The organism is Microbispora sp. H10885 (assembly GCF_014161415.1).
GTDB classification, from domain to species: Bacteria; Actinomycetota; Actinomycetes; order Streptosporangiales; family Streptosporangiaceae; genus Microbispora; species Microbispora triticiradicis.
Window position 1 is genome coordinate 382,252 of the sequence record NZ_JABBWY010000003.1, and the last position, 19,579, is coordinate 401,830.

Here is a 19,579-nt window from a genome sequence, read left to right on the forward strand (position 1 = left end):
CCATGACGGAAGAGCCGGAACCCCACCTGATGGCGTACGCCGACGTCTGGTCGGCCGTGCCCGGGCAGACCGTGTCCGTGTACGGCAGCGGCCCGCGGGGAACCGTGGACGTCGACCTCGTCGACCTCGTCACGGACGCCGTCCTCACCCCGGCCTCGCCGGTCTCCGTCGAGCCGCGGCCCCTGGAGATCGGTTCGCACCTGGAGATCCCCTCCGTGCCTACGCCGGCCAGGGGAAGCCTGGCGCTGTGGATCCGCCCGCACCGGCTGGGCACGAGGCAGGTCCTGGCGGACCTGACCGCCGGGGAATGGCGGCTGCTCCTCGCCCTGGACGAGGAGGGAAGGGCCGAGGTGAGCGTCGGCACGCCGTCCGGCCGCCTTCACGGCCGCGCGCCCTCGGGCGTCCGGGAGGGTTCGTGGTTCCTGGTGGCGGCGGCCTGGGAGGCGACGCCGGCCACGACGACCGTCCATCTCACCGTCGGCGGGGGAGGGGAGAGTGTGCGCGCGACGGGACACGCACCGCCTCCGCCCGCCGGGACCGGGGCGCTCCGGCTCGGCGCGGGCCCCGGGCGCGACTCGCCCTACATCGGACGCATCGCCCTCCCCCTGCTGACGAGGAGCCTCCTCACCGGGGAGGCGTGCGCTTCCCTGCTCGGCCTGACCACGGGAGCCGGCCTGCTCGGGCATGCCGGCGACGACGTGGTGGCTCTCTGGGACCCCTCCGCGGATCCCGGCGCCCCCCTCGTGCCCGACGTCAGCGGGAACGGGCACCACGCCCGGGCGGTCAACCGGCCGCTCGCCGGGCTGGCCGGCCCGGAAGGCGACGCCGGGAAACCCGCCCACACCGCCGTGCAGCTGAGCCCCGAAGACCTCGACGACGCACGCTGGCCGGAGACCTGCGCGCTGACCGTCCCCGGCGACACCGCCTCGACCGTGCTCGGCATCCGGCTGCGGGGCGGGAGCCGGTCGTTCGTCGCCCCGCTGATCGTCCGTCCTCCCGGGCCGCCGCACGAGCCGGCGTCCCGCCCGCTCGCGGTGGTCCTGCCCACCTTCACCTACACGGCCTACGCCAACCACCGGCAGTCCAGCGAGGCCGAGTACTTCGGCGACTACTCGCGGGTGACCACCCGCCGGATCACGCTCTCCCCGGTGGACGCCTACCTCAACCGGCACCGGGAGCTCGGGCTGTCCCTGTACGACAGCAGGCTGGAGGGCGGGGCCGTCTACTACTCCTCCAGGCGCCGCCCCGTGCTGAACTACACCGCCGACTACGTCTGGTGGATGACGGGGGCGCCACGCCACTTCTCCGCCGACATCCTGCTGCTGCGCTGGCTGCGGTCCGAAGGGTTCGCCTTCGACGTCCTCGCCGACGAGGACGTGCACGCGGGCGGAGCCGACCTCCTCGCGGGCTATCGCGTGGTGATGACCGGCAGCCACCCCGAATACATCAGCGCTCCGGAGCGCGCGGCAGTCGGCGCGTACGTGTCCGGGGGCGGGCGGCTCATGTACCTCGGAGGCAACGGGTTCTACTGGGTCACGGGCGTGGACCCCCGCTACCCGTACGCCATCGAGGTCCGCCGCCGCGGCACGGGTGACTGGTGGGACAACGAGCCCGGCGAGGACGTCCTGACCTCAAATGGCGAGCCCGGCGGGCTCTGGCGCCTCCAGGGACTCCCGCCGCAGGAACTTCTCGGCGTGGGCTTCGCCGCCCAGGGCTGGGGCCCGGCGCCCGGATACACCCGCCTGCCCGACAGCTACCGCGACGAGGCGGCCTGGATCTTCGACGGTGTCGATACGGAGGTCGTGGGCGCCTACGGGCTCGCGCTCGGCGGCGCCGCCGGAGACGAGATCGACCGCGCCGCGCCGGAACTCGGGACCCCTCCCGGCACCCTGGTGCTCGCCACGTCCGCGGGCGGGCACGGCCACTACTACCAGCCGGCCGCGGAGGACGCCTCCCCGGACGGGGACACCGTACGCGCGGACATGACCCTGCGCAGGCTCGGCGGCGGCGGCGCGGTCTTCTCCGTGGGCTCCGTCAACTGGGTCGCCAGCCTCGCCGCCCGCGAGGGCGACATCAGCCGCATCACCCGGAACGTCCTGTCCCGATTCCTGCTTTCCGACGTCTTGTGAGGAGCAGCGACATGGCCGCGAGCGCCCGCCGCGACGACTATCCGTACCCCCGCACCTCCGGCGAGCTGACCGACGAGCAACTGACCATGCCTGCCGACGATCTCACGGCCATCGCCCGTCACCCGTTGACGGTGTACAAGGACACCACCGAGCTCTACCACCGGCTTGCCCGCCAGATGGCCGACGAACTGCGGGAGAACAACCTGCGCGGGGAGCCGACCCGCTGGATCCTCCCCGTCGGCCCGAAGGCGCACTACCCGATCCTCGCCGAAATCTGCAACCAGGAACGCATCAGCTGGGCCGACGTGTTCGCCTTCCACATGGACGAGTTCCTCGACTGGCAGGGCCGGCCGGTGGATCCGTCCCACCCCTTCAGCTTCCGCGGCTATTGCGACCGCAACCTCTACCAGTTGCTGGATCCCGAGCTGAGGCCGGACCCCGGCAACGTCGTCTACCCCGACGTGTTCGACCCCGACGCCTACGCCGAACGGCTGCGACAGGTGGGCGGGGCCGACACCTGCTTCGCCGGATTCGGATACCGCGGGCACCTGGCCTTCAACGAACCCCCCACGACCCGCTGGCACCACTACAGCCTGGAGGAGTTCGCCGCCTCCACCACCCGGATCGTCCCGCTGCTGGAGGACACGATCGTGGCGCACTCCCACCGCGTGACCGGCGGCTACACCCAGGCCATCCCGCGTATGGCCATCACCGTCGGCATGGCGGAGATCCTCTCCGCCCGGAGGCTGCACCTCGTCACCGACGGCGGAGCCTGGAAGCGGTACATCGTGCGGGTCCTGCTGCTCACCACCGAGCCCGACGTGCTGCTGCCGGTCACCCTCGCACACCGCCATCCCGACGTGCACGTCACCGTGGACGCCGACAGCATCGCACCCTGTGCGCTGGGCCTCGGCTCGTGACCGTGCTGGCAGTCGGCGCCTACACCGTGGACCTCTACATGTTCGGCGACCACCTGCCGGCGCCGGGCGAGAGCGTCGGCGCCTCCGGCTACGCCACCGCGCACGGCGGCAAGGCGGCGAACGTGGCCGTCGCGTCGGCCCGGCTGGGAGCTCCAACCAGGTTCGTCGGCGGCCTGGGAGACGACGCCGACAGCCTGGCGGCGCTGGCCGCGCTGCGGGCAGACGGGATCGAGACCGGCGGTTGCGCCGCGATCGACGGCGTCGCGACCGGGCGCAGCTTCGTCTACGTCGACAAGCGGGGCGGGCAGATCGTCATGACGTGGCCGGGGGCCGCGGACCTGCTTCCCCCCTCCCGGGCGGCCGACGCGGCCGCCGGACTGCGGCCCGGTTCGGTGCTCGTGCTCCAGGGCGAGATTCCCGTGGCGACCTCCGCCGCGGCGGCCGCCGCGGCCCCGCCCGGCGTACGCGTCCTGCTCAACCCGAGCCCGGCAGGGCCGTTCCTCAGCGAGATCGGGGAGGAGCTGCTCCGCCGGGCCGACGTGCTGGTGCTGAACGACGGCGAGCTGGCCGCGCTGACCGGGCCCGCGGACGAGGCGCGCCCGGCGGCTGCAGAGAGTGACGAGGGCGTTTCTCCGGCCGAGTCCCTGCTGCCCAGGACCAGAGGGCGGACCGTGGTCGTCACCCTTGGTGAACGGGGCGCCGAGATCGCCGGAGACCACGGCACTATGCTGATCGGCGTGCCGCGCGTGAACGTCGTGGACACCACCGGAGCGGGTGACGCCTTCACCGGAGCCCTGGCGGCGGCGCTGCGTGCCGGCGCGAGCGTGGCGCAGGGAGTCAGGCTCGCCTGCCGGGTGGCGGCGGTGTCGGTCACGCGCCGCTTCTGCGCTCCCAGCTACCCATCCGCCTCAGAGCTCGGCATCGCCCCGCTCCAAGGCTCGTCCGGGCAGGAGAACCCCGGTGAGACGACACCCCACCCTGGCAGTCCAGGTACGTGACCGGCTGCGTGCCCTGATCGCCGAACGGGGACTGCGTCCCGGGGACCGGCTGCCGTCGGAGAACGAGCTCATCGTCCTGTTCGAGGTCGGCCGCACCAGCATCAGGGAGGCGCTCAAACTGCTGGAGCAGGAGGGCCTCATCCAGGCCCGCCACGGCGACGGCCGCTACCTCACGTCCCAGCCCAGCCTCGACCGTCCGCTGACCCGCCTGGAGGGAGTGACGGAGATGCTGGCCAGCCGGGGGCACACGGCCGACAACACGGTCCTCGACATCACGGCGGCGGAGCCGGACCGGCACCAGCGCGAGCTGCTCCAGCTCCCGCCCGGCGAGGCCGTCGTACGGCTGGAGCGGTTGCGCCGCCACGAGGACGACGCGCTGCTCTACTCGGTCGACCTGTTCCCCCGGTCCCTCATCGCCCGTCCGCTCGACGAGGTGGACTGGACCGGGTCGCTGTTCCGGCTGCTCGCCGAGCACGGGCACAACGTCGCCTACGCGGTCGCCCAGGTCCGCGCCGTCACGCTCGACGAGACGCAGGCGGAACGCGTCGCGAGCCCCCGCGACGGCGCCTGGCTGCTGCTGGTCCAGACCCACCACGACAGCGCCGGGCGGCCGCTGCTGTATTCGGAGGACTACCACAGGGGCACCGACTTCTCCTTCCATCTCGTGAGGCGCCGTGACTGACACCACCCCCCGCGCCCGCCGGGTCCTGTTCGACCACGACGGCGCTCCGGACGACCTGCTCGCCCTTCTCCTGCTGACCCAGTACGACAACGTCGACCTGCGGGGAATCGCCGTGACCCCGGCCGACTGCCTCCCCGCACCGGCCCTGTCGGCCACCCGCAAGATCCTCGACCTGACGGGCGAGGACGTGCCGACGGCCGTGGGAGTGCTGCCGGGGCGCAACCCGTTCCCGCTCGCCTGGCGCATCGACGCCCTGCGGGCGGACGCCTTACCCGTGCTCAACCAGAAGGACCACACGACCGCCGGAGCGGAGGGTCCTCCGGCACACGAGCAGCTCGCCGCCTGGCTGACGCGGGCTCCGGACCCGGTCACCGTGCTCGCCACCGGCCCGCTGACCAACCTCGCCTGGTGCCTTGAGCACCACCCGGAGGTCGAGTCCCGCATCGAGGAGGTGGTGTTCATGGGTGGAGCCCTCGATGTCGACGGCAACGTCAGGCAACCGGGTCACGACGGCACCGCCGAGTGGAACCTCTTCTGGGACCCCGGCGCCGCCAAACGCGTCTTCGACTCCGCCGTCCCCATCACGATGTTCCCCCTGGACGTGACCAACCGCGTGCCGGTCACCGCGGAGCTCGCCCGGACCTTCGGCCGCAGTTACGGCGACCACCTCAGCGATCTGGCCGGATCGCTGCTCGCCCTGACGTTCGGAACGCTGGAGACCACCGGGCTGGCCTACTGCCTCTGGGACAGTCTCACCGCCTCCTACCTCGCCGAGCCCGGCATCTGCGCCTTCGAGACGGTGCGCTGCGACGTGGTCGCGCAGGGCGAGAGCCAGGGGCGCACCGTCAGGGACAGCCGCGGCCGCGCCGTCAGGTGTGCTCGTACGGTCGACGCCGACCGGTTCTACCGGCACTTCCTCGGTACGCTCGCCCCGGGCGGGCCCGGGTTGCCACCCGCCTGAACGCGCGGGGTTCTACGAAGGCGGCGGCTCGCACATGGCGAGGGCCCGCAGCGCGAGGTCGATCATGCCGGTCTCCCGGGAGGACGACGCCAGACGGCGCAGCGCCGCTTTGTCCAGCCAGCGTGCCTCGACGAACTTGTCCCGCTCCATACGGGGGCGGGCCAGGTCACCCGCGACCGTGGCGAGCACGTCGATCTCGCGTCTGCGCTCGCCGTCGCCGCCGCCGCTCCAGTCGAAGACGTCCACCACCCGGTCCGCCCGGAGCAGGTGCCAGCCCGTCTCCTCCTCGACCTCGCGGGCGAGCGCCGTGCACAGCGTCTCGCCCTCTTCGACGTGCCCTCCGACGATGTCCCAGCAGTCGGGGTAGAGCCGTACGTGGGGAGCCCGCCGTTGCAGGAACACCTCGCCGAGCGGGTTGACGAGGACGGCGCCGACGACGCACCGCGCGCCCGCGGCCGACGCCTCCCGCTGGATCCGCTCGAAGTCCGGAGGGTGCGGAGCGCAGCCGCCGGCCGCCCGCCCGGTCACGCCGGCTCCTGATGGGCGTAGTACGTCGCGTACAGGCCGGCGAAGCGGCCGCCGCGGCGCAGCAGCTCGTCGAATCCGCCGTCCTCGGCGACCCGGCCCTCGTGCATGACCAGGACGCGGTCGGCCCGCCGGATCGTGGAGAGCCGGTGCGCGATCACCAGCACAGTGCGGCCGGTGAACAGCCGGGACAGCGCGTTCTGGATGTCCCGCTCGGTCAGCGGGTCGACGCTGGCCGTCGGCTCGTCCAGGATCACGATGTCCGGCTCCCTGAGGAACATCCGGGCGAGAGCGATGAGCTGCCGCTGCCCCACCGACACCCCTTGGCCGCCGGCGCTCAGCGTGTCGTGCAGGGACATGGGCATACTGCGGGACCACACCTGGGGACCGATCCTCTCGATGGCGCGTTCGACGTCCGCGTGGCCGGCTCCCGGCCTGCCGTAGGCGATGTTGTCCGCGAGCGTGCCCGCGAAGACGAACGGGTGCTGCGGGACGACGCCGACGCGCCCCCGGTACGCCCCGAGGTCGAGTGAGCGCACGTCGCGGCCGTCGACCAGCAGCTCGCCTCCCTGGAAGTCGTAGGCGCGGGCGATCAGCTTGGCCAGGGTGGACTTCCCGCCGCCCGTGTGCCCGACGACGGCCACGGTCTCCCGGGCGGCGATCCGCAGGTCGAAATCGTGGAACACGGCGGTCCCGGCCGCGTAGCCGAAGCGCAGTCCGCGCGCCTCGATCTCGCCGTCCAGCCGCGTCACCGGCTCGTTTCCGTGCTGGACGACGGCGTGGTCGCTGTCGATGAGCGCGAAGACCCGCTCGGCGGCGGCGAGACCCTGCTGGAACAGGCTCCAGAAGGACGCCGCCTGGGTGACCGGCTGCCACAGCATGCCGAGCGCCTGAAGGGCGAAGTACCACTCGCCGGGGGAGAGCCTGCCGAGCACCGCGAAGCGTCCGCCCTGGTAGACGACGACCGCCGTCGCCAGACCGGCCAGCAGCGTCAGGACCGGGAGGATGACCGCGTAGATGAGGCCCTGCCGCACGTAGACCGCGTAGGACAGGCGGTTCACCTCGTCGAAGTCGCGGTAGACGGCCTTCTCCCGGCCGAAGCTCTTGGCGACCGAGATGCCCAGCATCGACTCGTGCACGGTCGCGTTGACCTTGGCCATCACCCGCCGCGTGGCGGACGCCGCCATCCTGGCGAGCCTGCGGAAGGCCAGCGCCGCGGCGAGCAGGAGCGGAAGCGTGGCCAGGATGATCAGGCCGAGGTCCACGTCGATCCAGAACACCACGCCGCCGAGCAGCAGCACCAGGAACATCTGGCTGATCAGGTTCAGGGTGAGGGTCATGACCGAGCTGAAGCCCTCGGTGTCGCCGGTGACCCGGCTGAGCACCTTCCCGACCGAGTTGTCGTCGTAGAAGGCGACGTCCTTGGCGAGCGCGGCGTCGGCGGCCTCGCACTGCAGCCGGTACACGACCCCACCCACCAGCCACGCCGCCAGGGCCTGGCGCGCCCAGTTCATGCCCCAGGCCAGCACCGCGGCCGCGACGACGAACAGGCTCAGCCGCACGCCCAGCCCGGTCCCGTCCCCGACCTGGTCGATCATGCGGGAGATGACCACCGGCACCGCGGCGGTCAGCAGGGCGGATCCCACGACGAGGGCGGCGGAGCCGAGCATCGCGCCGCGCTGTGCCCGCAGGTAGCGGAGAATGCGGCCGAGGAGGCGGCGGTTGCCGTAGACGCGGTCGTAGGTGTCGCCGCTCAGGCCCGCGAACAGGTCGCTCACGACGGCCGCCGGTCCGTCTCGGCGGTACGGGTGTCAGCCACTGTAGATCTCCCGGTAGAGCGCGCAGCGCGCCATCAGCTCCTCGTGCGTTCCCTGGTCGACGACCCGCCCCGCGTCCAGCAGCAGGATCAGGTCGGCGCGCCGGATCTGGCCGGGGCGGTGCGAGATCAGCACCGTGGTACGGCCGGTGGCCGCGCGCTCGATCGCCTCGGTGATGGTCGTCTCGGTCCGGGCGTCGACCGCGCTGGTCGCGTCGTCGAGGGTGAGGATGCGGGGGTCGGTGAGCAGCGCCCTCGCGATGGCCAGCCGCTGCCGTTGCCCGCCGGACAGCGTCGTCCCGCCCTCGTTGAGGACCGTGGCGTAGCCGTTCTCCATCGTCTGCACGAACTCGTCCGCGCACGCCTGCTTGGACACGCGCAGGACGTCCTCGTACCCGGCGCCGTCCGGCGAGCCGAAGGCGATGTTGTCCAGCACGCTCTTGGAGAACAGGAAGGTCTCCTGGTCCACGTGGCCGATCTGGCGGCGAAGCGCGCCCGGCTCCCAGTCGCGTACGTCCCGTCCGTCGATCAGCACCCGTCCCTCGGCGGCGTCGTACATCCGGTTGACCAGCTTGACGAGCATGCTCTTGCCGCTGCCGGTGGGGCCGACGACGGCGAGGGTGCGGCCGGCGGGAACATGGAAGGAGACGTCGTGCAGGACGTCCCTGCCGTTGGCGCGGAAGGTCACGTGGTCGAAGGTGATCGAGCCGGTGATGGCCGCCGTGGTGCCCTCGACGTCCTCCCGCTCGCCCGGGTCGCCCTCGATGATCTGCCTCATCCGGGTGGCGGCGACGACGCCCTCCTGGATGACCGGTACGGCCTGCTCGGACATGCTGACCGGCTGGGCGAACAACACCAGCCAGCCGAGATAGGTGACGACCTGGGCGAGGGTCAGCTCGCCCTGCGCGTACAGGTAGAGGGAGTGGATGGAGCCGATCGCCATGCCGAGCGCGAAACTCAGCGCGGGCAGGTAGACGGCCTGCGCCCGGCCCCGCCTGACGAAGGCGTCCCGGTACGCGGCCGCGGCGCTCCTGAACGCGAGCCGCTCGTGCTCCTCCTGGGTGCACGCCTTGACCGTGGCGATGCCGGACAGCGTGGTGGAGAAACGCTCGTTGAGGTCCGCGAAGGACTCCCGGGCCCGCATGGTCAGCGGATGCAGCCGCCGCAGGTGGTAGCTCAGCGCGCAGGCGAACACCAGGATCATCACGCCGGGGGCCAGCAGCAGCCGGCCGTGCAGCGAGGCGATGAACAGGGTCGGGACCAGCAGGGCCAGGATCCCGTTGAACGCGGTGGAGACCCCGGGGCTGAGCATGTAGTCGACGAGTCTCGCGTCGTTGATGGCGCGGGCCAGGATGTCGCCGATGCGCTGCTGGTCGTGGAAGGACATGCGCTTGCTCAGCAGGCTGCGGTACAGATCGTCGCGCAGGTCCCGTTTGACCCGCTGGGCGATGATCTCCATCGAGCCGTTGGACAGCAGGTCGGCGGCGAACCTGCCGACCGCCAGCAGACCGGCGGCGAGCGCCGCGGCCGCGACCACGCCGAGGTCCGGGTGGGCGCCGCCGGCCTCGGCGAACGCCGAGCCGATCTGGACGGGAACCAGGGTGGAGCAGAGGTTCGCCGCCACCGCCGCGACGGTGAACGACAGCAGCAGGCGCCGGTGCCGTCGCAGGTGGACGGAGATCCACCCGCCCACCCGCGGGGACGCGCCCGGCCCGTCGCCGGGCTCTCCTGCTGGGCGCGTCCCCTCGGCCGCGGGGTCTTCGGGTGCCTGACTGGTTCCCGTGGTCAACTAGCCGACCTCTGCCGACGCCGGGACCGGATCCGTCAGGGAGCCGAAGCCGCTCCCGCCGGTGGCGTGCAACTCGTCCATCGTCTGGTCGCACAGCTTCGACGCCGCGAGCGCGTCGGCGACCGTCGGCGCCTCCCACATGGGGGAGTGGCCGTTCCCGTTCCCGTTCCCGTTCACGGGGTGCCCGGCCGGCTTCCGGCGGCAGGCGTCCAGGAAGGCCTCCAGCTCCGGCCCGAACCCGCTGCGCGTCCAGCCGTGGTCGAGGTTGCGCGTGCTGTGCAGTTCCTGGCCGAACGGCAGGCCCTCGGACAGGTCGAGGGTCACCCGTTCGAGGGACGGGGCGCTGTAGCGGCTGCCGTCCATGCCCTGCACGGTGACGCCCACCAGGAAGCGCCTGACGTGGTTGCCCATCCGGAGGGTCGAGAGCGATCCGTCGTCATGACGCAGGAAGACGGTCCCCTGGAAGCGGTCGGCGTCGCCGGTGATGGCGTGCGCGTCCACCTGGACGACGGGGGAGGGCACGAACCAGCGCGCCAGGTCGAGCGCGTGCACCCCGTTGTGCCGGATCCAGGCCTCCAGCGTCGTGTCGACACCCCACTGGGGAGCCGACGGGTGGCGGCTGTAGAAGTCGATCGTGACCGAGCACGGAGTGGCCCGGACGTCCCGGCTCAGCTCGTGCAGCCGCTGAAGGGTTTCGGCGTAGCGGAAGTTGAACCCCACCTGGACGTGCCGGCCGGTGTTGTGCACCACCTTGTCCAGGTCCTGCAGGGCGGCGGTGGACGGCCCGGCGGGCTTCTCCACGAAGCAGTCGACTCCGTGCTCCACCAGGTAGCGGGTGAGCACGTAGGACGGCTCGGGCGGCACGGCGAGCACCGCCGCGTCCACGTTCTCGAGATCGAGAGCCTCGACCGACTCGGCGTGGACCACACCGCCGGCCAGGGACGCGAGCTCCGCGGCGAGGGACCGGTCGGGGTCCACGCAGGCGACCACCCGGTGGCCGGGGATGCGCTGCAGGAAGGGAAGGAGGTTCTGTCGCATCTGGCGGCCGCACCCCACCAGAGCGAGGCGGAGGGCGTCAGCCACGGCCGGCTCCGGCCGAGGCGTTCCACTCCTCGAATGCCTGGCGGGCACGGTCGTGCAGGTCGGCCCAGTCGGTGTCGCGGTGTGCGAGGCTCACGAAGGAGGGGTGGCCTTCGAGCAGGAGGATGCCGGCCCCGGTGAGGGCGGCGAGCAGCGCCTCACGCCGCTCCTTGTCGCCGAGGAGCGCGTCGTCGTGGTACACCAGCTCGAACATCCCGCCGCCGAGCACCGGACGGGCGCCGACCAGCGAGCCCACCCCGGCGTCCTGCGCGGCCGCGGTGAAGACGGACGCCACCTGCGTGCCGATCCTGCCGATCTCGGCCCAGCCGTCCGGCGAGTCCCCGACCGGCTTCTCGAGGATGTCCCTGGTCGCCAGCGCGGCGTAGACGGCGATCATCTCCTTGGAGAAGGTGCCGCTGAGCCGCGCCCGCTCCGCCTGCGCGAGCAGTTCCGCGTCGCCCACCAGAAGGCTCAGCGGAGCCCCGTTGGCCAGCGCCTTGCCGATCACGATCAGATCGGAGCCGAGGCGGTTGTCGTGGTCGTAGCCGAGCGGTGAGATCCGGCCCCCGGTCTTGGTCTCGTCGAAGACCGTGAGCAGGCCGGCCTCGCGGCACATCGCGACGGCCTGGCGCAGCACCTCGGGGGTGGTGAACGACGCCAGATAGGCGTCGAAGACGAAACACCCCAGCAGGCCCTTGTGCCGGTCCAGCAGTTCGGCGAGAGACTCCAGACGCAGGTCGACCCAGTTGGCCGCGGGCTCGGTCTCGCCGATCCCGCGCATCGCGTCGGTGTACCGGAGCTTTTCCCGCAGTGGGGAATGCAGCGGCTCGTGCCATTTCAGGGAATTGGCGATCTGCGCGTCGTGCCAGCCGATATACCCGCTGCGGACGACGCCGAGCCGTCCGGTCCGCATTGCGGCCAGCCGGAAAGCCGCGGTTACGGCCTCGGAAGCGGTCTTGAAGTACGCGCCGCGATCTTTCGGACGGTCGCCGAGCAGCCGCTCCAGGTACTCCTGGTGAAAGGTCGTGTAGCCCGGCATCATGACGCCGTTGACCAGATAACGGCTCAGGATCTCACTGAATTGGTCATCCGAGTGACCGAGAATCACCGGTCCGTAACCCATGACGAAGTCGGTGTACGTCACGCCGTTCGCGTCGGAGACCTCACCCCCCTTGCCCTGCGAGAACAGGAGCTGCTGCCCTGCGGACTTGAACTTGCGGGTGATCTTAGAGTGTGCTATCCGCTCTTGTTTCGACAAAGATCCTCCCTGTCCGGAATAACGGATCTTGCGCTTAATTTCACAGACCGTACTCGTGGGTTTTGAGGCAGTCAAGCGGATTTTCGGCCCGTTCACGGCGTCTTGACAACCTTGCATCCGCATAGAAAGGTGTGTGAGGCCATTGGTCACGGGTCTGCCCCAGGCGGACTGCTAGCGCCAATATGGGGGCGATGTGGATTACGAGTCCAGGCGAGGAATCCCGGTCCTTGAGCTAACCGCGAGGATAGAACCCGATATCGTCGGGCGTAGTAAGCGTCTGTGGCTACTGCCCGACGGGCTGTGCCTCGTGCAGATAATCCCCAGCCTGCGCAGCTTCACCTACCAGCGTGACGAAATCGTCGAACGCACGGGCCCGCTGCGTCTCGAATTCTACGAAAAGGCCGCGGCCCGGGTCGCGGCCGCCGGCGTTCCGTGCGCGTTCAGGGAGCGGGTCTCCGACGACCTGTACCTCGCCGACTACGTCCCGGCGCCGCCCTTCGAGGTCATCGTGAAGAACAGGGCCACCGGATCGACCACGCGGAAGTACCCGGGCCTGTTCGAGGACGGCACGCCCCTGCCCCGCCCTGTGGTGAAGTTCGACTACCGGTGCGATCCCGAGGACCAGCCGATCGGCGAGGACTACCTCAGGGTCCTCGGGCTGCCGGTCGACGAGATGCGCGAGCGCGCCCTCGTGGTCAACGACGTGCTGCGATCCTGGCTGCACCCGGTGGACCTCTGGGACTTCTGCCTCATCTTCGGGCAGACGGAGGACGGCGAGCTGAGCGTCATCTCCGAGATCTCCCAGGACTGCATGCGGTTGCGGCACCAGGACGGCTCTCCTCTGGACAAGGACCTGTTCCGTGGCGGTGTCGAGGGAGACGAGATCGTGAACCAGTGGAGCCGCATCCTCGATGTCATCGACTGAGGCCCCGGTCGCCCTGATCACGGGCACCAATCGCGGCAGCGGCAAGGCGATCGCGGAGGATCTGCGCTGCCGCGGCTACCGCGTCTTCTCGTTGAACCGCTCTCTGGCAGGGGAGGACCGGCTCGGGGAGCGCCGCTGCGACCTGGCCGACCCCCGCCAGATCAGGAAGGCGGTCGGCGAGGTGCTGGAGGAGGCCGGGCGTCTCGACGTGTGCGTCTCCAACGCGGTCGACCGGGTCCTCGACCCGATCGCCGAACTGGACGAGGCGGACTGGGACCGGTTGGTCTCGATCAACCTCAGTGCCGCCTTCCACCTTATAAAGGCCGTCCTGCCGGCGCTGAGAGCCGCCCGCGGCATCTTCGTCGCGATGGGCAGCCACGCAGGTTCCCGGTACTTCGAGGGCGGCGCCGCCTACAGCGCCACCAAGGCAGGGCTGAAGGCGCTGGTCGAAACGCTGCTGCTGGAAGAGCGGCGCAACGGCGTCCGGGCCTGCCTCGTCTCGCCCGGTGCGATAGCGAACCTGGACGGCGACGAGTCGCGGTACAAGATGAGCACCCGGTCGGTCGCCCGCTGCGTCTGCACCATCATCGACTCCTGGCCGAGGGACCTCGTCGTGGGAGAGATCGAGGTGCGCCCGGCCCACCTGGCCGAACCGCCCATCACCGGCATCGACCGGCTGCTGCACGTATAGCGCGCCACGGAGGAACCGTACCGTGACGATGCTCCTGCCGGCGGAGTCCGGCCACCCGATGCGGATCGAAACCATCACCTGCACGGATGCGTACCGAGTGCCGGCTCATCACGCCTGCAAGGAGGAGTAATGATCTCTCTCGCACTGCCGAAGGGGTCGCTGGAGCGGCGGGCCCTGCAGCTCTTCGAGGCCGCGGGGCTCCGCGTACGACGACCGTCGGAGAGTTCCTACCGCGGCACCATCGACTACGGGAACATGACGCGGGTGGCGTTCTACAAGCCGCGCGAGATCCCGTCGCTGATCGAGAGCGGGTCGTTCGACCTGGGGCTGACCGGTGCCGACTGGGTGGAGGAGAGCGGCGCCAAGGTCGAGGTGGTGGAGGCCTTCGACTACTCCAGGCACAGTGAGAAGCCGTGGCGTCTGGTGCTGGCGGTGCCCACCGACCACGCCGCCACCTGCGTGACGGACCTCGTCGACGGTGTCCGCGTGGCCACCGAGTATCCGAACACCAGCCGCCGCTTCCTGGAGGCCGCGGGGCGGCGGGCCGAGGTGGTGGTGTCCTACGGCGTGACCGAGGCCAAGATCCCGGAGCTGGCGGACGTGATGGTGGACGTCGTGGAGACGGGCCATTCGCTCCGGCAGAACAACCTGCGGGTCATCGAGACGATCAAGACCTGCGGTGCCCAGCTGATCGCCAACCCGGTCGCCTACGAGGACAAGGGCAAACGCGATGTGATCCGGAATGTCGCCCGGCTGCTCCGGGCCGCCTGGGTCGGGCCCGCCCACGTCCTGCTCACGGTCCGCGTCCCGGCGGAACGCCTGCCCGAGGCGGCCCTCGCCATGCCGGCGGACTCGTGGCGAGCCGGGTCGAGCCTGGCCGACGAGAACACCGTCGTCCTGCAGGGGGTGCTGCAGAAGAAGGACGTGCCGGCGACGATCGGCGCGCTGCTGTCGGCGGGAGCGCTCGACGTGACCGAGTCGGGCGTCGGCATGCTCGCCTCGGACACGGCGCGGGCATGATGCTGATCCGTTCCGTGGACGACCGGCTCGTCCCGGCGCGAGAGGCGGGCTGGCGCGCGTCCTCCGGGGCGCTCGAACTGCGTCTCGCCGGGCAGGTCCCCGGCGACCCCGTCCAGGCGGTGGCCCGCGCCCTGCTCGCCGTCGACCTGGACGACCACTCCCGCGTGCTCGACATCGACGTCATCGGGCTGCCCGCCGAACTGCTGACCCCGCTCAGCCGCTACGCCGTCTCCCCGCACCCGTCGTGCGGCCGCGACCCCGTCGCACTCGACCTGGACGCGGCGTGGCTGTGGATCCACGTCCAGGACGGCCGGCGCGCCCACCGGCACCGGCAACCCGCGATCGTGCGCTTCTCCTTCGCGGGTGAGCGGCTCGCGGCCATCCGGGCCCGCCTGCCCGAGTCGGAGAGCTGATCGTTTGCGCCAGGCCATCACCGCGTTCATGATCGATCCGGTGGACCGCCGGCGTCGTACGAAAGGAAGGTTCTCTTGAACCCCCGACCGCTGTCAGGCATCTCCGAGCCGGGCGAGCAGCTCCGGCCACGCTCGCAGTGGGGGACGATCGTCGTCGTCTACCTCAGCGGGGTCGTCGCGGCGATGAGCCTCGGCAAGTTCTCCTCGGTCGGGCCGGAGGTGGCGGCGCGGCTCGGCCTTTCGCTGGCGCAACTGGGCTGGGTGATCTCGGCGGTTGTCGGTGTCGGAGCGGTCGCCGGGCTGCCCGCCGGGTACCTGATCCGCCGTTACGGCACGGAGAGATCGCTGGTCGTCGGCCTCGGCCTCATCGCGGCGGCGAGCGCGGCGAGTGTGACGGCGGGTGACTTCGGCTGGCTGCTGGCCGCCCGGATAGCGGAAGGCGTCGGATACCTCCTGGTCACGATCTCCTGTCCGGCGCTGATCCTCCGTCTCGCGCAGGAGCGGGACCGGGGCGCGGCCCTGTCGCTCTGGGCCACGTTCGTGCCGGTGGGCCTCGGGGCGAGCACACTGGCCGGCGGCGCCCTCGGCTCCGCTCTGGGCTGGCGCGGCTGGATCGGGCTGATCGCGGCACTGACGTTCGCGATGGTCCCGGCCGTCTGGATGCGTCTGCCGCGCGGGTCCGCCCGGCAGACGGCGGCTGGGCCCGTCCCCAGGGCGCGGGCGCTGACCTGGCCGACAGTGCTCGCCGCGGCCTTCTGTCTCACCGCTCTGGTGACGATCCCGGTCGTCGTACTCCTGCCCACGCTCCTCATCGAGCAGCACGGGCGCTCGGTCGCCGGCGCGGGCGCCATAACCTCGGTGATCTCTCTGCTCGGCGTGCTCGGGGGGCTGGCCGTCGGCGTCCTGTTCCGGCGAGGCGCGCCTCTCGCGCTGATGGCGTCCTCCGGGCTGCTGGTCGTGCCGGCCGCCTGGCTCACCTACTCCGCGGGCGCCTCTCTGGCCGCCACCGTGGCGGGCGCGGGGGTCATCGCGCTGGAGAACGGTTTTCTGGGGGCGCTCGTCTTCGCCGCCCTTCCGCTTGTCCTGGAGCGACTCGACCACGCCGACGTCGGCAACGGCGTGGTCGCCCAGGCGGGCAGCCTCGGGTCGCTGCTCGGCCCTCCGCTGTTCGGCCTGGTGGCCGGCGGGTTCGGTTTCCAGGCCCTCGTGCTGGTCATCGCTGTCGGGGCGCTCGCGGCCGTCGGCGCGCTGCTGCTGGTGAGCAGAGCGGCGCGGCGCCCAGCCTCCGGCTGATCGGCGCCGCCGCCGTCCTGCTCCCTGCCGTCTTCGCCCCGGGCGGTCGTCCGAAGCGGATTCGGGTGCTCAGGCCTCCTGTGGCTCCTGCTTACCCAGGCCCTGGAACCTGTTGTTGATGAAGTCGCCCCACGTCGCGTTCAACGTCGTCAGCTCGCCGTCCACCATCTTCCACTGCCGGGCCTTGTGCGGCGGGTAGGCGAAGAGCACCGACGACAGCCGCTTGTAGCCGGGGGGCATGGGCTTGGTGTGCACGCGGTGCGTGGACGGCCGGAAGCGTCCGTCGGAGGCGCTCGTCAGCATGCGGCCGATGTTGCACAGGACCACGTCGCTCTTGGCGATCACCGGCTCGACCCAGGTGCCGTCGTGCAGGACGTACTGCAGGCCCTGGTCGGAGGGGGGAAGCTGGAGACCGAGCATCTGGATTCCCGAGTGCTCGTGCGCCAGCACCTCGCGGTCCCCGATGTCCCTGTAGTGGATCACACGCAGGTTCGTCGCGTCGCGCGAGAGGTCGAGCTCGGGCGTCCCGGGAGGCATCATCCCGCGGACGACCTCGCCGAAGAGCGAGATCAGCCGGAAGGCGATGCCGAAGACCTCGGTGGCGGAGGCCCCGAACTCCGGGAAGGCGCGCAGGACGTCTCCCGCCCCGGGCGGCTGATCGGAGATCATCGCTCCGCTGACGTGGATGAACTCCTTGGGGTCGGGCACGCCGTTCGCCAGGCGGGGGATCTCCGAGTTGTACGGGAAGAATCCGTGTGTGCCGCCGACGGACAACTGCGGCACGGCCTCGAACGCGTAATCGGCCAGGCTCGGCTCGGTGGACGCGCAGGCCGACGCGAACTGGTTCATCATCGTCTCGACGCGTTCCCCGATGCCCGGGACCTCCGCGGCCATGAAGCCCCATTTGGTCAATTGGAGCCCGATGTCTTCGGCGGCGGACTGCATATCCGCGTCCAGTTCGTGCAGCCTGATGCTGGGGACACGACCACTGAGTTCCATGGGGGTGACGTCCATTGTCGCTCCGATTCCTCGTCGGCCGGAATTCCGGCGTCCTGTCGGCTTGACTGATGTGGTCAAGGAGTCGCGGTCATGGTGCTTATCCGAGGGTTTCGAATGAATATGTGCGGACGGCCGCGCCTGACGCGGCGATCGCCGTCCGTACGGCGCCGCCGACGCGGAGGACCGTTCTCAGGTGGCCCGGCGCCGGGTTCGGCGGACGCGGGAAGGAGCGTCCATGCCCAGCCGTTGCGCGGCCAGGGCGACCTCTGTGCGGTTGGCGCAGCCGAACTTCACGAGCAGGTTGGAGACATGGCGTTTGACGCCGTGAATGGATATCCCCATGGCCCGGGCGATCTGGTTGTTGCTCATGCCCTGCAGCAGAAGGGCCAGCACGGCGTGCTCGCGTTCCGTCACCCTCGCCGGGTGCGCGCTCCGGTCCGGCCCGCGGCGTTCGCCCGCGGCCAGCGGTCCGCGCGGCACGGAGGACGGTACGGGCACGTCGCCGCTGATCACCTGCTCGAAGGTTCCGGTCAACCGTGCGACGTTGATCTCGTCCCACAGGAGACAGCCGTCCACGCCGTACGTCTGGATGGCCGACGAGGCGGTCCTCACCTCCTCTTTCCGCACCGTGACCAGTATCTTCTGGCGAATCCTGAGCGCGACGCGCTCCAGGAACTCGGGCAGTACGGCGAGCGGCGTCACCACCAGGTCGAAGCGCTCGGCGTCGTACAGCGACCCGGCCTCGGCGACGTCCCGCCCGACCGCGATCCCGGACACATTAGGCACCTTCATGAGCAGCACCGGGATCCCGTGATAGGAAACGTCGTCCTCGGCGATCCACAGGACGGAGACGGCGGGGCGTCGCGCGCCGCGGTCCCCGGCCGGCCGGCCGGACCGGAAGTCGGGAATCCGCTTTCCGGCCTTCGCGACGCCGGTACTCATCGCCTCATCCTCTCTGTCACATCGTCGGTCGACGTTGTCGCGGGCGTACCGGGAGAAGTGGTGCGGCGCCGTTGGGACGAGAATCCGTGCCCGTCCGTGGATGATATATAACTCTGATTAGAGTTCAACCGTAACAATACGGATTAGCCTGATTTACATAGTTTTTTACTGCTAGCTGACGCTAGTCAATGAACAGGGTCTCGTCAATCGGTCGGCCGGCGCGGAGACGGCATCGGGGATACGGCGGGCCACGGATTCCGGCCGCGTACCGAGCCGAGTGCTTCCCGCAGGGTGAACCGCCCCGCGTACAGCGCCTTCCCCACGATGGCCCCCTCGACGCCGAGCGGCACCAGCGAGGCGATGGCACGGAGGTCGTCGAGGCTGGACACCCCACCGGAGGCCACGACGGGTCTGCCGGTGGCGGCGCAGACGTTCTTCAGCAGGTCCAGATTGGGGCCCCGCAGCGTGCCGTCCCTGGCGATGTCGGTGACGATGTACCGCGCGCATCCCGCCGAGTCCAGCCGGGCCAGGGTCTCGTAGAGCTCGCCGGCGTCGCGGGTCCAGCCGTGGCTCCGCAGGGTGGTGCCGTGGACGTCCAGCTCGACGGCGACGCGATCGCCGTGCCGGGCGACGACGTCGGCCACCCACTCGGGACTCTCCAGAGCGCCCGTACCCAGGACCACACGGGCGCAGCCGGTGGCGAGCGCCGCGGCCAGAGCCTCGTCGCCGCGGATGCCGCCGCACAGTTCGACCTTGACGTCGAGGGCCGCGATCACCTCCGCGATCCGCTCCCTGTTGGTCCCGGTGCCGAACGCCGCGTCGAGGTCGACGATGTGCACCCACTCGGCGCCCGCCTCCTGCCAGGCGAGCGCCGCGTCCAGCGGATCGCCGTACCAGGTCTCCGACCCGGAGACGCCGCGTACCAGGCGTACGGCCTGGCCGTCTCGGATGTCGACGGCGGGAAGCAGTTCCAGGCACTGCGCAGGCATTCGGGCACCTCGGGGGAGTCTCGGCAGGGCCGGCCGCGACCGCCGGGGGGAGGGAAGCGGCTGTCCGCCACGGCGCGTCGTGAACCGACGGGAAGGACGGCGCACGTCCGCGCCGGATCCGAGGGCGACGTCGTCCGCCGGACGAACCC

General features: G+C 70.9%; 18 protein-coding genes. 10 read left to right on the plus strand and 8 right to left on the minus strand.

Annotation, left to right across the window (positions count from 1 at the left end; all coding sequences use genetic code 11):
• Positions 1–2: 2 nt before the first annotated feature.
• From HHX37_RS10255 to HHX37_RS10275, 5 genes are read left to right on the plus strand one after another with little or no spacing between them, the layout of a single operon-like run.
• On the plus strand, positions 3–2,129 hold the full coding sequence (locus HHX37_RS10255; RefSeq protein ID WP_182885252.1) for a N,N-dimethylformamidase beta subunit family domain-containing protein: 2,127 nt from the start codon (positions 3–5) through the stop codon (positions 2,127–2,129).
• A gap of 11 nt (positions 2,130–2,140) precedes the next feature.
• Entirely contained in the window at positions 2,141–3,049 is a 909-nt protein-coding gene (locus HHX37_RS10260) for a 6-phosphogluconolactonase (protein ID WP_182882139.1), read from the plus strand.
• The gene (locus tag HHX37_RS10265) at positions 3,046–4,047 is read left to right on the plus strand and encodes a PfkB family carbohydrate kinase (RefSeq protein ID WP_182885253.1); all 1,002 of its coding nucleotides are present in this window, start codon (positions 3,046–3,048) and stop codon (positions 4,045–4,047) included. Before HHX37_RS10260 ends, HHX37_RS10265 begins: the two co-directional genes overlap by 4 nt.
• A complete protein-coding gene (locus HHX37_RS10270; protein WP_182885254.1) occupies positions 4,010–4,729 on the plus strand; it encodes a GntR family transcriptional regulator in 720 nt (239 codons plus the stop codon). Before HHX37_RS10265 ends, HHX37_RS10270 begins: the two co-directional genes overlap by 38 nt.
• Positions 4,722–5,690: a nucleoside hydrolase gene (locus tag HHX37_RS10275; RefSeq protein WP_182876407.1), complete on the plus strand. Its 969-nt coding sequence runs from the start codon at positions 4,722–4,724 to the stop codon at positions 5,688–5,690. The genes HHX37_RS10270 and HHX37_RS10275 overlap by 8 nt, the downstream gene beginning before the upstream one ends.
• Positions 5,691–5,702: 12 nt before the next feature.
• On the opposite strand, the gene HHX37_RS10280 is transcribed toward HHX37_RS10275, so the two are convergent.
• From HHX37_RS10280 to HHX37_RS10300, 5 genes are read right to left on the minus strand one after another with little or no spacing between them, the layout of a single operon-like run.
• Positions 5,703–6,218: an NUDIX hydrolase gene (locus HHX37_RS10280; RefSeq protein WP_220502750.1), complete on the minus strand. Its 516-nt coding sequence runs from the start codon at positions 6,216–6,218 to the stop codon at positions 5,703–5,705.
• Complete coding sequence (locus HHX37_RS10285; protein ID WP_220502751.1) at positions 6,215–7,993, minus strand: ABC transporter ATP-binding protein; 1,779 nt, start codon at positions 7,991–7,993, stop codon at positions 6,215–6,217. Before HHX37_RS10285 ends, HHX37_RS10280 begins: the two co-directional genes overlap by 4 nt.
• A 33-nt stretch (positions 7,994–8,026) precedes the next feature.
• The gene (locus tag HHX37_RS10290; RefSeq protein ID WP_182876406.1) at positions 8,027–9,820 is read right to left on the minus strand and encodes an ABC transporter ATP-binding protein; all 1,794 of its coding nucleotides are present in this window, start codon (positions 9,818–9,820) and stop codon (positions 8,027–8,029) included.
• Complete coding sequence (locus HHX37_RS10295) at positions 9,821–10,903, minus strand: Gfo/Idh/MocA family protein (protein WP_182885255.1); 1,083 nt, start codon at positions 10,901–10,903, stop codon at positions 9,821–9,823. It abuts the gene before it with no gap.
• Positions 10,896–12,254: an aminotransferase class III-fold pyridoxal phosphate-dependent enzyme gene (locus HHX37_RS10300; RefSeq protein WP_182885256.1), complete on the minus strand. Its 1,359-nt coding sequence runs from the start codon at positions 12,252–12,254 to the stop codon at positions 10,896–10,898. Before HHX37_RS10300 ends, HHX37_RS10295 begins: the two co-directional genes overlap by 8 nt.
• 97 nt (positions 12,255–12,351) lie before the next feature.
• Between HHX37_RS10300 and HHX37_RS10305 the strand changes: the two genes are divergently transcribed.
• From HHX37_RS10305 to HHX37_RS10325, 5 genes are all read left to right on the plus strand, one after another.
• Positions 12,352–13,083, plus strand: coding sequence for a phosphoribosylaminoimidazolesuccinocarboxamide synthase (locus HHX37_RS10305; protein WP_368856955.1), 732 nt, complete (start codon positions 12,352–12,354; stop codon positions 13,081–13,083).
• Positions 13,070–13,774, plus strand: a complete 705-nt coding sequence (locus HHX37_RS10310; protein WP_182876403.1) for an SDR family oxidoreductase — start codon at positions 13,070–13,072, stop codon at positions 13,772–13,774. The genes HHX37_RS10305 and HHX37_RS10310 overlap by 14 nt, the downstream gene beginning before the upstream one ends.
• A gap of 129 nt (positions 13,775–13,903) precedes the next feature.
• Positions 13,904–14,794: an ATP phosphoribosyltransferase gene (gene hisG, locus HHX37_RS10315; protein WP_182885257.1), complete on the plus strand. Its 891-nt coding sequence runs from the start codon at positions 13,904–13,906 to the stop codon at positions 14,792–14,794.
• Positions 14,791–15,207, plus strand: coding sequence for a hypothetical protein (locus HHX37_RS10320; RefSeq protein WP_182885258.1), 417 nt, complete (start codon positions 14,791–14,793; stop codon positions 15,205–15,207). The genes hisG and HHX37_RS10320 overlap by 4 nt, the downstream gene beginning before the upstream one ends.
• Before the next feature lie 75 nt (positions 15,208–15,282).
• The gene (locus HHX37_RS10325; protein WP_182885259.1) at positions 15,283–16,500 is read left to right on the plus strand and encodes a CynX/NimT family MFS transporter; all 1,218 of its coding nucleotides are present in this window, start codon (positions 15,283–15,285) and stop codon (positions 16,498–16,500) included.
• 69 nt (positions 16,501–16,569) lie between these two features.
• Here HHX37_RS10325 and HHX37_RS10330 read toward each other — a convergent pair whose 3' ends face one another.
• The 3 genes from HHX37_RS10330 to priA all read right to left on the minus strand — a co-directional run bounded on the left by HHX37_RS10330 (position 16,570) and on the right by priA (position 19,430).
• Positions 16,570–17,514: an isopenicillin N synthase family oxygenase gene (locus HHX37_RS10330; RefSeq protein ID WP_133306139.1), complete on the minus strand. Its 945-nt coding sequence runs from the start codon at positions 17,512–17,514 to the stop codon at positions 16,570–16,572.
• Positions 17,515–17,688: 174 nt separating this feature from the next.
• Positions 17,689–18,441, minus strand: coding sequence for a response regulator transcription factor (locus HHX37_RS10335; protein ID WP_182885260.1), 753 nt, complete (start codon positions 18,439–18,441; stop codon positions 17,689–17,691).
• Between the two features lie 203 nt (positions 18,442–18,644).
• Entirely contained in the window at positions 18,645–19,430 is a 786-nt protein-coding gene (priA, locus tag HHX37_RS10340) for a bifunctional 1-(5-phosphoribosyl)-5-((5-phosphoribosylamino)methylideneamino)imidazole-4-carboxamide isomerase/phosphoribosylanthranilate isomerase PriA (protein ID WP_182885261.1), read from the minus strand.
• Positions 19,431–19,579 lie beyond the last annotated feature (149 nt).

Excerpts from the sequence above, each read along its gene's own strand:
- HHX37_RS10335 (WP_182885260.1), bottom strand. The coding sequence starts at position 18,441 with ATGAGTACCGGCGTCGCGAAGGCCGGAAAGCGGATTCCCGACTTCCGG.
- HHX37_RS10330 (WP_133306139.1), bottom strand. The coding sequence starts at position 17,514 with ATGGACGTCACCCCCATGGAACTCAGTGGTCGTGTCCCCAGCATCAGG.
- HHX37_RS10260 (WP_182882139.1), top strand. The coding sequence starts at position 2,141 with ATGGCCGCGAGCGCCCGCCGCGACGACTATCCGTACCCCCGCACCTCC.
- HHX37_RS10310 (WP_182876403.1), top strand. The coding sequence starts at position 13,070 with ATGTCATCGACTGAGGCCCCGGTCGCCCTGATCACGGGCACCAATCGC.
- hisG (WP_182885257.1), top strand. The coding sequence starts at position 13,904 with ATGATCTCTCTCGCACTGCCGAAGGGGTCGCTGGAGCGGCGGGCCCTG.
- HHX37_RS10320 (WP_182885258.1), top strand. The coding sequence starts at position 14,791 with ATGATGCTGATCCGTTCCGTGGACGACCGGCTCGTCCCGGCGCGAGAG.
- priA (WP_182885261.1), bottom strand. The coding sequence starts at position 19,430 with ATGCCTGCGCAGTGCCTGGAACTGCTTCCCGCCGTCGACATCCGAGAC.
- HHX37_RS10255 (WP_182885252.1), top strand. The coding sequence starts at position 3 with ATGACGGAAGAGCCGGAACCCCACCTGATGGCGTACGCCGACGTCTGG.